The sequence below is a fragment of the Stenotrophomonas sp. UBA7606 genome (assembly GCF_002477705.1).
Classification (GTDB): Bacteria; Pseudomonadota; Gammaproteobacteria; order Xanthomonadales; family Xanthomonadaceae; genus Stenotrophomonas.
Genome location: NZ_DLJW01000096.1, coordinates 1 through 13879 on the forward strand (window position 1 = coordinate 1; position 13879 = coordinate 13879).

Annotated in this window: 14 protein-coding genes; all 14 read left to right on the top strand. The window is 65.9% G+C overall.

Annotated elements, in window-relative coordinates:
- Positions 1-15: 15 nt before the first annotated feature.
- On the top strand, positions 16-813 hold the full coding sequence (locus B2527_RS12120) for a ParA family protein (protein ID WP_293713852.1): 798 nt from the start codon (positions 16-18) through the stop codon (positions 811-813).
- Positions 813-1727 (top strand): ParB/RepB/Spo0J family partition protein, encoded by a 915-nt coding sequence (locus tag B2527_RS12125; RefSeq protein WP_293713854.1) that lies wholly within the window; start codon positions 813-815, stop codon positions 1725-1727. Before B2527_RS12120 ends, B2527_RS12125 begins: the two co-directional genes overlap by 1 nt.
- 34 nt (positions 1728-1761) lie before the next feature.
- Positions 1762-2064 (top strand): helix-hairpin-helix domain-containing protein, encoded by a 303-nt coding sequence (locus B2527_RS12130; RefSeq protein WP_293713856.1) that lies wholly within the window; start codon positions 1762-1764, stop codon positions 2062-2064.
- Positions 2061-3026 carry an SDR family NAD(P)-dependent oxidoreductase gene (locus B2527_RS12135; RefSeq protein ID WP_293713858.1) on the top strand — a complete coding sequence of 322 codons (966 nt, stop codon included), beginning with the start codon at positions 2061-2063 and terminating at the stop codon, positions 3024-3026. The genes B2527_RS12130 and B2527_RS12135 overlap by 4 nt, the downstream gene beginning before the upstream one ends.
- Before the next feature lie 74 nt (positions 3027-3100).
- Positions 3101-3823, top strand: a complete 723-nt coding sequence (locus B2527_RS12140) for a glycosyltransferase family 2 protein (RefSeq protein WP_293713860.1) — start codon at positions 3101-3103, stop codon at positions 3821-3823.
- Between the two features lie 2 nt (positions 3824-3825).
- On the top strand, positions 3826-4161 hold the full coding sequence (locus B2527_RS12145; RefSeq protein WP_414717079.1) for a lipid-A-disaccharide synthase N-terminal domain-containing protein: 336 nt from the start codon (positions 3826-3828) through the stop codon (positions 4159-4161).
- A gap of 110 nt (positions 4162-4271) precedes the next feature.
- A complete protein-coding gene (locus B2527_RS12150; protein ID WP_293713862.1) occupies positions 4272-6056 on the top strand; it encodes a DUF885 domain-containing protein in 1785 nt (594 codons plus the stop codon).
- A gap of 361 nt (positions 6057-6417) precedes the next feature.
- Positions 6418-6801, top strand: coding sequence for a hypothetical protein (locus B2527_RS12155; protein WP_293713864.1), 384 nt, complete (start codon positions 6418-6420; stop codon positions 6799-6801).
- Positions 6802-6855: 54 nt separating this feature from the next.
- Positions 6856-8136: a TolC family protein gene (locus B2527_RS12160; protein WP_293713866.1), complete on the top strand. Its 1281-nt coding sequence runs from the start codon at positions 6856-6858 to the stop codon at positions 8134-8136.
- A complete protein-coding gene (locus B2527_RS12165; RefSeq protein ID WP_293713868.1) occupies positions 8133-9137 on the top strand; it encodes an efflux RND transporter periplasmic adaptor subunit in 1005 nt (334 codons plus the stop codon). The genes B2527_RS12160 and B2527_RS12165 overlap by 4 nt, the downstream gene beginning before the upstream one ends.
- A gap of 32 nt (positions 9138-9169) precedes the next feature.
- Entirely contained in the window at positions 9170-12337 is a 3168-nt protein-coding gene (locus B2527_RS12170; RefSeq protein WP_293713870.1) for an efflux RND transporter permease subunit, read from the top strand.
- A gap of 328 nt (positions 12338-12665) precedes the next feature.
- Positions 12666-13283 carry a cation transporter gene (locus B2527_RS12175; RefSeq protein ID WP_293713872.1) on the top strand — a complete coding sequence of 206 codons (618 nt, stop codon included), beginning with the start codon at positions 12666-12668 and terminating at the stop codon, positions 13281-13283.
- Between the two features lie 224 nt (positions 13284-13507).
- Positions 13508-13744, top strand: coding sequence for a 50S ribosomal protein L28 (rpmB, locus tag B2527_RS12180; RefSeq protein ID WP_132863867.1), 237 nt, complete (start codon positions 13508-13510; stop codon positions 13742-13744).
- Between the two features lie 10 nt (positions 13745-13754).
- The coding region (gene rpmG, locus B2527_RS12185) for a 50S ribosomal protein L33 (protein ID WP_293713877.1) at positions 13755-13879 on the top strand (125 nt) is incomplete at its 3' end.

The following is a 13879-nucleotide window of genomic DNA, read 5'->3' on the forward strand; positions in this document are numbered from 1 at the left end:
ACGAGGCTCTCCTGCATGGCTCGCATCATCGCCATCGCCAACCAGAAAGGCGGCGTCGGCAAGACCACCACGGCCGTCAATCTGGCTGCTTCCCTTGCCGCCGCACCCAAGCGTGTGCTGCTGGTCGACCTGGACTCGCAGGGCAACGCGACCATGGGCAGCGGCGTGGACAAGCGTGAAGTCGCGGCGTCCACCTGCGACCTGCTGCTGGGCGAGAACACCGCCGCCGAAGTGCGCGTGGCCACGCCGGAAGGCTTTGACCTGCTGCCAGGCAACATCGACCTGACCGCCGCCGAAATCCAGCTGATGGACCAGGGCGAGCGCGAGCAGCGGCTGAAGCGCGCGCTAGCGCCCATCCGCGATGAATACGACTACATCCTGATCGACTGCCCGCCGGCGCTGTCGCTGCTGACGCTGAACGCGCTGGCCGCCGCCGATTCGGTGATCGTGCCGATGCAGTGCGAGTACTACGCACTGGAAGGCCTCAGCGCCCTGGTCGAGACCATCGACGCGCTGAAGATCAACCTCAACCCGGCGCTGGAAATCGAAGGCGTGCTGCGCACCATGTTCGACGTGCGCAACAACCTGGCCAACGCCGTGTCCGCGCAGCTCACCGAATACTTCGGCGACCGCGTGTTCCGTACCATCGTGCCGCGCAACGTACGCCTGGCCGAGGCGCCCAGCCATGGCCAGAGCATCGTCGGTTACGACCGCGCCTCGCGTGGCGGCGTGGCCTACCTGGGCCTGGCCGGCGAGATCATCCGCCGCAACAGTGAACGCAAGCAGCCCTCCCGGGCCGTGGAGGCTGTCTGATGAGTGCGGCAAAAAAGCGCGGCCTTGGCCGTGGTCTTGATGCCCTGCTGGGCCCCAAGGGTGCGGTAACCCCGGTCACCGTCGCCGCCGTTGCCGAGCCGCAACCCGGCGAAGTGCTGCGCAAGCTGCCCATCGACCAGCTGCAGCCCGGCAAGTACCAGCCGCGCCGCGACATGGACGAGTCCAAGCTGGCCGAGCTGTCCGAGTCGATCAAGGCGCAGGGCATCATCCAGCCGATCCTGGTGCGCCAGATCGCCGGCGGCAACTACGAAATCATCGCCGGTGAACGTCGTTGGCGCGCCTCGCGCCTGGCCGGGCTGGACGAAGTACCGGTGGTGGTGCGCGAGCTGGAAGACCGCACCGTCATCGCGATGGCGCTGATCGAGAACATCCAGCGCGAAGACCTCAACCCGCTGGAAGAAGCCGAAGCGCTGGCGCGGCTGGTCAGCGAGTTCTCGCTGACCCATGCCGAAGCCGCGCAGGCGGTTGGCCGTTCGCGCGCCTCGGTGTCCAACCTGCTGCGCCTGATCGATCTGCCGATCGGTGTGCGCGTGCTGCTGGAAACCCGCCGTCTGGAAATGGGCCATGCCCGCGCGCTGCTGACGCTGGCGCCGGAACTGGCTACCAAGCTGGCCGAAGAAGCCGCCGAGCAGGGCTGGTCGGTTCGTGAAGTCGAGCACCGCGCGCAGCAGTTTGCCGCCGGCAAGGTGCCGGGTGCCCGCAAGGCCAAGCCGGCGCCGAGCGCGCCGCAGGCCGATATCGCATCGCTGGAGACCGAGTTGTCCGAGTCGCTGGGCGCCAAGGTGGCGATCAGCCACGGCCGTGGCGGCAAGGGCAAGCTGGTCATCCACTACACCGATCTGGACACGCTGGACGGCGTGCTGGAGCGGCTGCGCACGCGCCAGCAAGGCTGACGCTCCTGTTCCCCACCGAGGTGCAAGCAAGGCAATGAACCCCTCCAAGGTCGATCGCAATCATCTGTTGCGTCTGACCGACCTGCCGAATGTCGGGCCGGCCTGTGAAAAGGATCTCCGTCTGATCGGGATCCGGGTACCCGCGCACCTGCGCGGGCGTGATCCCTACGATATGTACGCCCAGCTCTGCCTGAAGACCGGCGTGGTGCACGACCCCTGCGTGATCGACGTGTTCCTGTCCGTCGTCCGCTTCCTGGGCGGCGAAGCGCCGCAGCCATGGTGGGCCTATAGCAAGGAGCGCAAGGCCACCCTGGCGCGGGAGCCGATGACGCTATGACGGTACTGGTGACCGGCGCGGCCGGCTTCATTGGCGCCTATACGTGCCAGGCCCTGGCAGCACGCGGCGAGCGCGTGGTGGGGCTGGACAACTTCAACGACTACTACGACCCGCAGCTCAAGCGCGATCGGGTGGCCGCGCTGTGCCCGCAGCTGGATCTGCGCGTGCTCGACCTCACCGATCGCGACGGCCTGGCCGCGCTGTTCGACGAAATCCAGCCGACCCAGGTGATCCACCTGGCCGCGCAGGCCGGCGTGCGCTATTCGCTGGAAAACCCGCACGCCTACGTCGACAGCAACCTGGTTGGCTTCGTCAACATGCTGGAGCTGTGCCGCCACCGTGGCGTGCAGCACCTGGTGTATGCATCCAGCAGCTCGGTGTATGGCAACTCGGCCACGCCGCCGTTCTCCGAAGACCAGCGCGTGGACCAGCCGCGCTCGCTGTACGCGGCCACCAAGGCCGCCAACGAGTTGATGGCCTATACCTATGCGCAGCTGTACGGCCTGAAGGCCACCGGCCTGCGCTTTTTCACCGTCTATGGCCCGTGGGGCCGGCCGGACATGGCGCCGCTGCTGTTCGCGCGCGCAGTGCTGGCCGGGCGCAGCATCGATGTGTTCAACAACGGCCACATGCGGCGCGACTTCACACATGTTTCCGACATCGTTGCCGGTATCCTCGGGGCGCTGTCGCATCCCTCCGCCCAGGCCACACCCCACCAGGTGTTCAACCTGGGCAACCACACCCCGGTGGAACTGGAATACTTCATCGACGTGATCGCCTCGGCCGCGGGGCTCCCGGTGCACAAGGTCTACAAGCCGATGCAGCCGGGCGACATGGTGGAAACCATGGCCGACACCGCGCGCGCCCAGGCGGCGTTCGGCTATGCGCCGCGCACGCCGATCGAAGCCGGCCTGCCGCCGGTGGTGGAGTGGTGCCGTGGATATTTCGGACCGCGTGCCTGATTTCATGTTCCGCTAATACGCGAACAGGAAAATTCGCGGTCTTCCTGAATACGTAAAGCAACCGGAACCGCGTCATGAACCAGCCTGCCCTCTCGGTCGTCGTGCCAGTCTTCAACGAACGCGACAATGTCACGCCGCTGGTCAACGAAATCACCGCCGCCCTGCGCGGCCAGATCGGCTTCGAAATCGTCTACGTCGACGACAACTCCAAGGACGACAGCCTGCAGGTACTGCAGGCACTGAAGGCCACCAACCCGGAACTGCGGGTGCTGCACCACGTCAGCCAGAGCGGCCAGAGCACGGCCGTGCGCACCGGGGTGAAGGCGGCGCGCGCGCCGTGGATCGCGACCCTGGACGGCGACGGCCAGAACGACCCGGCCGATATTCCCAAGCTGCTGGCCGCACGCGCCAAGGCCGATGCACAGGTGCGGCTGTTTGCCGGCTGGCGCGTCAACCGCCAGGACTCGGGCAGCAAGCGCTGGGCCAGCAAGTGGGCCAACGCCATCCGCGCACGCATGCTGCGCGATGACACCCCGGACACCGGCTGCGGCATCAAGCTGTTCGAGCGTGCGGCCTTCCTCGACCTGCCGTATTTCGACCACATGCATCGCTACCTGCCGGCGCTGATGCAGCGCGCCGGCTGGAAGACGGTCAGCGTGCCGGTCAACCATCGCCACCGCACCGCCGGCGTGTCCAAGTACAACAACCTGGGCCGCGCGCTGGTGGGCATCCGCGACCTGCGTGGCGTGGCCTGGTTGATCACCCGTTCCAAGCGCACCGCGGTGGAAGAGGTCTGAGCATGGATTTCATGAACCAACCGCTGGCCTGGCTGGAGTGGACCGGCGTGCATATGTCGCCGTGGAAGCTGATCGGCCTGACCGGTGCGTTGATGTTCGGCGGTCGCTGGCTGGTGCAGTTCGTGGCCTCGCGCCGCGCCGGCAAGCCGGTGATCCCGCGCCTGTTCTGGTACATGAGCGTGCTCGGCAGCCTGATGACGCTGAGCTACTTCCTGTTCTCGTCCAAGCAGGATGCGGTGGGCGTGGTGCAGAACCTGTTCCCGGCCTTCACCGCGCTCTACAGCCTGCACCTGGACATCAAGCACCGCGGCTGGCAGCGCGACAAGGCCGGTCACTGAGCGGGCAACTATGCCCAAATCCGGCGGTTTGCCGCCCGAATCCGTCTAGGTCGGGCGGCAACTTCAATGCGATGATCGGGAATACCTGAACCATCTGGGGAATCCTGACCGTGAAATCGCCGTTGACCGTTGCCTTGCTGCTCACCCTTGGCCTCAGCGCCACGCCCGCCTTTGCTGCTGCCCCGTCGGCACCGGCCACCCTGGCCACGCAGAGCGTGGACGACCAGTTCAAGGCGATCTACGAGAAGGAGTGGGCCTGGCGCCAGACCGGCGGCGGTGAAGCCAGCGAGGACAGCGACGCACCGGCCAGCAGCACCAAGTTGCCGGATGTGGGCGCCGCCGCCCAGCAGGCGCGGTTGAAGGTATGGGACGACGTGCTGGCCCAGCTCGAGGCCATCGACCCGGCCAAGCTGTCGGCCGAGAACCAGGTCAACTACGCCATCTACAAGTACCAGGTGGAAAGCCTGGCCGAAGAGGTGCGCCTGCGCAGCTACGAGATGCCGTTCAACTCGGACTCCTCGTTCTGGTCCAACCTCAGCTTCATGGCCCGGCGCGAGATGAAGACCGCGCAGGACTACCGCAACTACATCGCGCGCCTGAACGATGTGCCGCGCTACTTCGACCAGCAGATGGACAATATGCGCGCCGGTTTGGCGCGTGGCTTCAGCGTGCCGCGTGCGGTGCTGGAAGGTCGTGATGTCTCCATCTCGACCGTGGCCGAACTGAAGGACCCGACCGAGTCGCCGCTGTACGAGCCGCTGAAGAAGCTGCCCAACAGCATCCCGGCGGCTGAGCAGGCCAAGCTGCAGGCGGAAGCCAGGCAGGCCATCAGCGGCAGCGTGGTGCCGGCCTTCGGCAAGCTGCTGACCTTCTACCGCCAGGAATATGTGCCGCAGTCGCGCACCACCCTGGCAGCCGAGGCGATGCCCGGTGGCAAGGAGTTCTACCAGGCGCAGATCCGCGAATACGTCACCCTGGACCTGAGCCCGCAGCAGATCCATGCGCAGGGCCTGTCCGAGGTCAACCGCATCCAGCGCGAAATGAACGCCATCATCGACAAGGTGGGCTTCAAGGGTAAGAGCGAGCAGACCCGCTTTGCCGACTTCCTGGAGTTCCTGCGCACCGACCCGCAGTTCTACGCCAAGACCCCCGACGAGCTGCTGTGGCGTGCGGCGTGGATCTCCAAGCGCGTGGACGGCGTGATCGGCAAGTACATGACCTTGCCGCGCGCACGCTTCACCATCGTGCCGGTGCCACCGGATATCGCCCCGTTTTGGACCGCCGGCCGTGGCGGCATGGGCACCTACTGGCTCAATACCTACAACCTGCCGGCGCGCCCGCTGTACAACCTGCCGGCATTGACCCTGCATGAGTCCGACCCGGGCCATGCCCTGCAGGGCGCACTGGCTGCCGAGCAGACCGGCCAGCCCGAGTTCCGCCGCAATGCGTACATCTCGGCCTATGGCGAAGGCTGGGGCCTGTACACCGAGAAGCTTGGCGTCGACATGGGCATCTACCAGACACCGTATGAAGACTTCGGCCGGCTGACCTATGAAATGTGGCGTGCCTGCCGCCTGGTGATTGACACCGGCGTGCACCACTACGACTGGGACCGCGACCGTGCGATCGCCTACCTGCGTGACCACACCGCGCTCAGCGAACACGAAGTGACCACCGAAGTGGACCGCTATATCTCCTGGCCGGGCCAGGCCCTGAGCTACAAGCTGGGCGAGATCACCATCGTCAAACTGCGCGAGAAGGCCGAGAAGGAACTGGGCGACAAGTTCGACATCAAGGGCTTCCATGATGCCGTGCTCAAGCAGGGCTCGGTGCCGCTGCCGGTGCTGGAGCAGCAGATCAACGCGTACATCGCCGAGCGTAAGGCGGCGAAGTAAGGGCTTTGCCCCCTCCCTTGCGCAACGCGCAGGGGAGGGTCGGGGAGGGGTGCTCTTGGCAGAAATCCCAGGCGATAAGCCAAAGCCACCCCTCTCCCCAACCCCTCTCCCGCAAGGGGAGAGGGGCTACAGCTGCAATTACAGAGGGTGCTTGCGCTCGCAGCGTTCTAAAGCCCCTCTCCCCTTGCGGGAGAGGGGTTGGGGAGAGGGGGAGCACCGCAGGTGCAACCGCAACAAACAAAGCCCCCCTCTAAGCCTCCCCCTTGGCTATGCCAAAAGGGGAGGGGCAACAGCGCACAGCTGAACCACCGCCTCCGCACTGCGATTGTGTAACCCCGCAAGCACCAGCTAGGCTGGCCCAATGCTGCAATCCCTGCGCCACCGTCGCCTCCACCTGCTGCGCCTGCTGATGCTGGCGCTGGTCGGCATTGGCGTGTTCGGTACCTCGCTGGCCGCAGCATTGACCGACATCCACATGCTGGCGCACACCGATATCGGTGCCGACGTGCATGAGCACGACGACAGCAAGCTGGCCACGGCCCCGGATGCCGAAGACAGCGCCAATGCGCTGCTGCACGCGCTGGTGCATTGCGTGGACTGCCACGGCCACGGTGGTGTGTTGCCCACCGTCACCCCTGCCTGGACCGTGGCGTCACCGCCCGCACAGCAGGCCGTGGCCATCCTCGGCACGCAAGCGGTCACGCACCCGACCGAGAGCCTGTTCCGCCCCCCGATAGCCGTCTGACGTCCCGGCCCCTTGGCCGGTCCCCACGTCTGAACCTGCTATCTGGAGAAACCCATGTGGATGCGCCTGGCGGCGGTTGTCGCCTTTGCGCTGGTGCCCCGCGCGTATGCGCAGGCGCCAGTGCCTGCTGTGCCGTTGACGCTGGACGATGCCATCGTCCGTGTTGCCCTTGATCACCCCGAGCTGCGCCTGATCGATGCGCAGCGGCCTGTACTTGAAGCCCGTCGCGATGCGGCCCTGCTGCGCCCGCCGATGCAGCTGGGCGTGGAACTGGAGAACCTGCTCGGCAGCGGTGATACCCGCGGCGTGCAGGGCGCCGAGGCGACCGTCAGCCTGTCCGGTGTGCTGGAACGCGGCGACAAACTCGATGCGCGCCGCATGCTGGCCCAGGCCAATATCGACGCGTTGGCCCCGCAACGCGCCACCGCCAGGCTGGATCTGCTTGCCGAGACTGCGCGCCGCTACCTCGCCGTAGCGCAGGCGCAATCAGCGCTGCAGATCGCCAATACCGATATCGAGCAGCGCCGCCGCGCCGTCGCCGCCGCGCGCCTGCGCCTGCAGGCCGGTGCTTCACCGGAGTCGGTGCTGTTCACCGCGCAGGCGATGCTGGCGCAGGCAGAACTGGATCGCGATCGTGCGATCGAGGAAGCCAGCGCCGCGCGGCTGTCGCTGGCCGCGTTGTGGGGCGCCCGCACGCCTGACTTCAGCAGGGTGAGTGGCGACGCCTTGCAGTTGCCGGCACTGCGTGATTTCGCATCACTCAATGACGATCTGCAACGCGCACCGGAGCTGGCCGAACTGCTGGGCGAGCAGCGCATCCGCGAGGCCCAGCTGCAGCTGGTGCGCACCCGCAGCCGTCCGGATTGGAACTGGCAGGTAGGCGTGCGCAACAGCCGCGCCGACAACGCCACCTCGCTGGTCGGCGGCTTCAGCATCCCGCTCGGCAGCGCTCGCCGCGCCGCGCCGGAAATCCGCGAGGCCGAAGCCGATCTCGCCCTGCTGCCGTATCAACGCCAGGCCCGCCAGCAACAGCTGTACGCCACCCTGGCCGAGGCGCACGGGCGCTATGTCACCGCGCGTCTGGAAGTACAGCGCATGCAGGCTGACGTGCTGCCGCAGTTGCAGAAGGCCGAGCGTGCCGCCGAGCAGGCATGGCGCGCCGGTGCCGCCAGTTACATGGAGTGGGCGCAGCTGCAGGCCATGCGCATTGAATCGCGCCAGCGCCAGTTGGACGCGGCCATCGCCGCCCAGACCGCGCTGATCGAGATCCAGCGCCTCACCGGCCAGGGAATGCTGGCCACCGATGCAACCGTTGCCGTGGAGAACGCAGGATGAGCCGTCCGATCAATGTTGTCGCTGCCGGCGTGCTGGCAATGAGCCTGCTGCTGGTCGGCTGCGGTACAAAGCCGGCGCCTGAGGCCAGCGCTGGTGCAGCTGAAGAAGCGGGCCATGACCACGATGAAGAAAAGGCCGGCGAAGCAGACGCTCACGCCCATGAGGCGGGGGAGGAAGCGGATGCCGACCGCACCACCATCAAGGCCGTGATGGCCGAGCAGGCCGGCATCCGCAGCGCCGCCGCGCAGGCCGGCACCATCGCCGACGAGCATGAGGTGCAGGGCCTGCTGACGCCGGTGGATGGGCGGGTGGCACAGGTGATGGCGCGTTTCCCCGGCCCGATCCGTTCGCTGCGGGCAAATGTGGGTGATCGCGTCAGCGCCGGCCAGACCCTGGCCAGCATCGACAGCAACCTCAGCCTGACCACCTACAGCATCAGCGCGCCAATCAGCGGCGTGGTGCTGTCGCGGCAGGCACAGGTGGGCGCGGTGGCGGGCGAGGGCACGCCTCTGTTCGAGATCGGCGACCTGTCGGAGCTGTGGGTGGACCTGCATATCTTCGGCAATGACACCCAGCACATCACCGCCGGCGTGCCGGTCACGGTCACCCGCATGACCGATGGCGTCAGCCAGGGCACCACGCTGGAGCGCGTGCTGCCCGGCACCGCCACTGCAAGCCAGAGCACCGTGGCCCGTGCCAGCGTGCGCAATGACGATGGCCTGTGGCGGCCCGGTGCGGCGGTGAAGGCGCGCATCGTGGTGGCAATGCAGCCGGCGGCGGTGGTGGTGCCACTCACTGCGCTGCAGACCATGGAAGGCCGCGAGGTGGTGTTCGTACGTGACGGCGATACCTATACCGCGCGCCCGGTGGTGCTGGGCGCACGCGATGCCGGCAAGGTCGAGGTCAAGGACGGCCTGCGCGTTGGCGAGCAGGTCGTGGTCGAGCAGAGCTATGTGGTCAAGGCCGATATCGGCAAGGCGGGGGCCGCGCATGAACATTGATCATCGTCGCTTCCAACGCGGAGGGTGCCGCCATGCTTGAGCGCATCATCCGCAGCGCCATCGCCCATCGCTGGATGATGATGGTGCTTACTTTCGCGTTGATCGCGATCGGCAGCTGGAGCTTCACCCGCCTGTCCATCGATGCCACGCCCGACATCACCAACGTACAGGTGCAGATCAACACCGCCGCCGATGGCTATTCGCCGCTGGAGACGGAACAGCGCATCACCTATCCGGTGGAAACAGTGATGGCCGGCCTGCCAAAGCTCGAACAGGTGCGTTCGCTGTCGCGCTACGGCCTGTCGCAGGTGACGGTGGTGTTCAAGGACGGCACCGACCTGTACTTCGCGCGCCAGCAGGTGGCCGAACGCCTGCAGCAGGTGAAGTCGCAGCTGCCCGATGGTTTGGATCCGCAGCTGGGGCCGATTGCCACCGGCCTGGGCGAGATCTTCATGTACACCATCGATGCCGATCCCAAGGCGCGCAAACCCGATGGCTCGCCCTACACCGCCACCGACCTGCGCACCTTGCAGGACTGGGTAGTGCGGCCACAGCTGCGCAACGTACCCGGCGTCACCGAGGTCAACACGATTGGTGGCTACCAGCGGCAGATCCACATCACCCCGGATCCGCCCAAGCTGCGTGCGCTGGGCTTCACCCTGGATGATGTTGCCGAAGCCGTGGAAGGCAACAACCAGAACATCGGTGCCGGTTACATCGAGCGTAACGGCCAACAGTTCCTGGTGCGCGTACCCGGGCAGGTGGCCGGGTTGGAGGAAATCGGCAACATCGTGCTGGCCCGCCGCGAAGGCGTGCCCATCCATGTGCATGACGTGGCCGACGTGGCCGAGGGACCGGAACTGCGCAGCGGTGCCGCCACCCAGAACGGCCACGAGGTGGTGATGGGCACGGTGGTGATGCTGGTCGGCGCAAACAGCCGCGAGGTGGCGCAGGCGGCCGCTGCCAAGCTGGAACAGGCGCAGCGCAGCCTGCCCGATGGCGTCACCGTCACCGCCAGCTATGACCGCACCGCGCTCGTCGACCGCACCATCCAGACCGTCGCCAAGAACCTGCTGGAAGGCGCGTTGCTGGTGATCGTGGTGTTGTTCCTGCTGCTGGGCAACTTCCGTGCGGCACTGATTACCGCCGCGGTGATTCCGTTGGCAATGCTGTTCACCCTGACCGGCATGGCACGTGGCGGGGTCTCCGCCAACCTGATGAGCCTTGGCGCACTGGATTTCGGCCTGATCGTCGATGGCGCGGTGATCATCATCGAGAACTGTCTGCGCCGCTTTGGCGAACGCACACATGCGCTGGGCCGGGCGATGACCCGCGAGGAACGCTTCGCCGAAACCGCCAGTGCCACTGCCGAAGTCATCCGCCCCAGCCTGTTCGGCCTGGGCATCATCACCGCGGTCTACTTGCCGATCTTTGCGCTCACTGGCGTCGAAGGGAAAATGTTCCACCCGATGGCGATCACCGTGGTGCTGGCGTTGAGCGGCGCGATGCTGCTATCGCTGACCTTCGTGCCCGCGGCGATTGCGATGTTCCTCGGTGGCCGCGTGGAAGAGAAGGAGAACCGTCTGATGGCGTGGCTGCGTGCACGCTATGAGCCGTTGCTCGGGTGGGTGATGCGGCGCGGCCGCCTGGTGGTTGCCGCTGCTCTGCTGTTGGTGATTGGCTGCGGTGTATTGGCAACGCGGCTGGGCAGCGAGTTCGTGCCAAACCTCGACGAAGGCGATGTCGCCATGCACGCCATGCGCATTCCCGGCACCAGCCTCACCCAGTCGGTGAACATGCAGAAACAGGTGGAAGCGCGCCTGCAGCAGTTCCCGGAAGTGGACAAGGTATTCTCCAAGATCGGCACGCCGGAGGTCGCTTCCGACCCGATGCCGCCCTCGGTCGCCGACACCTTCATCATGATGAAACCACGCAAGCAGTGGCCGGACCCGCGCAAGCCGCGCGCACAGCTGCTGGCGGAGCTGGAAGCAGCGGTGGAGGAATTGCCAGGCAACAACTACGAGTTCACCCAGCCCATCCAGATGCGCATGAACGAGTTGATCTCGGGCGTGCGTGCCGATGTGGCGGTGATGCTTTTCGGCGACGACATGGAGACGCTGGCGCAGGTCGGCCAGCGCATCGCCGCGGTGGCCAACAAGGTGCCGGGTGCGGCCGATGTGCGGCTTGAGGAAACCAGTGGCCTGCCGTTGCTGACGGTTACGCCCAATCGTGCGGCCTTGGCTGGCTATGGGCTCAACCCGGGGCAACTGCAGTCCACGGTTTCTACTGCGGTTGGCGGGCGCGTGGCCGGGCAGTTGTTCGAAGGTGACCGTCGCTTCGATATCGTCGTACGCCTGCCGGAAACAATCCGCCAGGATCCGGCAGCACTGGCCGATCTGCCGGTGTCGCTGGAGCCGGCGCTGGCACAGGACAGTGCGGATGAATCCAGCCGAGCAGGGGGCTGGCGCAGCGGCGATGCACGCACGGTTCCGTTGCGCGAGTTGGCGCGGATTGAAAGCAGTGAAGGCCCGAACCAGATCAACCGTGATAACGGCAAGCGCCGCATCGTAATCACTGCCAATGTGCGTGATCGCGATCTGGGTGGCTTCGTCAGCGAGCTGCAGCAGGCCATCGACACCCAGGTGAAGGTGCCGTCTGGTTACTGGGTGGAATACGGCGGCAGCTTCGAGCAGCTGATTTCGGCCAGCCAGCGTCTGGCGGTGGTGGTGCCGGTGACCTTGCTGCTGATCTTCGCCTTGTTGTTCTGGGCCTTCGGTTCGGCGCGTGATGCCAGCATCGTGTTCAGTGGCGTGCCACTGGCCTTGACCGGTGGCGTGTTGGCCTTGGCGTTGCGCGGCATACCCTTGTCGATCTCGACCGGCGTCGGCTTCATCGCGCTGTCCGGTGTGGCCGTGCTCAATGGTCTGGTGATGATCAGCTTCATCCGCCACCTGCGCGAGCAGGGCCGCAGCCTGGATGTGGCGGTGCGCGAAGGTGCGCTCGGCCGTTTGCGACCGGTGTTGATGACCGCGCTGGTCGCATCGCTGGGCTTCGTACCGATGGCGTTCAATGTGGGTGCCGGTTCGGAAGTGCAGCGGCCGCTGGCAACGGTGGTGATCGGCGGCATCGTCTCTTCCACGCTGCTGACGTTGCTGGTGTTGCCGGTGCTGTACCGCTGGCTGCATCGGAAGGGACAGTAATCAAAAGGCCTCCGTTCATGGGAGGGGTTGGGAAGCGTGAGCGGAGAGCATAAGGGTGTAGCCCGGGTAAGCGCAGCGCACCCGGGACCCCTGCGCGAAGGGCTCCCGGGTGCGCTGCGCTTACCCGGGCTACGCGGCTTGGAGCCCTTGCTAGGCTTTGCTTGAAGCCCCTCTCCCGCTGGCGGGAGAGGGGTTGGGGTGAGGGCAGCTCTTCGCTGGCAAGGCCTTTGCCGAGCATGGCTCGGCACTGCCGCTGGCGGCTCGCCGATTTCTACCTGCCCTGGCACATCAGCGCGATACTCCAACAAAACATTCCTGCGGAACCCCAATGAGCGACTGCTGCGGCTGCGGCAAAACCCTGGAAGTCGAGCGCATGCAAGCGCAGCAGCGCCGCGTGCTCTACCAGGTGCTGGCGATCAACCTGATCACTTTCGTGATGATGATGCTTGCCGCCTGGCACAGCGGCTCGGCCTCGCTGCTGTCCGGCAGCCTGGACAACCTCGGCGACGCACTCACCTACGCACTCAGCCTGGCCGTGGTCGGCGCCAGCCTTGCCGCCAAGGCGCGGGTGGCCATGCTCAAGGCGGTCTTCATTCTGTGCGCGGCAATTGCGGTCGCTGCAGGCATTGCCTGGAAGCTGGCCCATCCACATCTACCCCTGTTCGAAAGCATGGGCATCGCTGCCCTGCTCAACCTTGCCGCCAACCTGTTCTGCCTGCGCCTGCTGTGGCCATACCGGCAGGGCGACATCAATCTCGCCTCGGCCTGGGCCTGTTCGCTGAATGACGTGTACGAAGGCGGCGCGGTGATCCTGGCTGCGCTGGCGGTCTGGGCCTTCGGCGCCGGCTGGCCAGACCTGCTGATTGCCGTGGCCTTGCTGCTGCTGTTCCTGCGCTCGGCCTGGAAGGTGGCCCGGGCGGCGTGGCGGGAATTGGGGGCTGCCTGAATGGCCCCAACGGCAGCCGCCAACCCACTGATTTGCAAGCAGGCCTTGGTCTGGGCATAATACGCGGCTCGCTGTGTCCGGAATTCTCCGGATCGGTGGCCAGGAACACGTCATCTGGCCATCCTTGTCGGCGTAACCCTTTGATTCCCATGACGCGTGGCGGGTAACCGCCGGGGCCGCCGTCTTCCTGGCTAAGGAAGTCATCAACATTACCGAGGTGCGCAATGTCCCGCGTATGCCAAGTTTCCGGCAAGCGAGTGCAGACGGGTAACAACGTCTCGCACGCCAACAACAAGACCCGTCGTCGTTTCCAGCCGAACCTGCACGAGCGCCGTTTCTGGGTTGCCAGCGAAAACCGCTGGGTCAAGCTTCGTGTTTCCGCGCATGCACTGCGCACCATCGACAAGAACGGCATCGATTCCGTTCTGGCTGAGCTGCGTGCCCGCGGCGAAAAGGTCTGAGGAGTAAACGATCATGGCAGGTAAGCGCGATAAGGTCCGTATGATTTCCTCGGCCGGCACTGGCCACTTCTATACGACCGACAAGAACAAGAAGAACACCCCGGGGAAGATGGAATTCCTGAAGTACGATCCGGT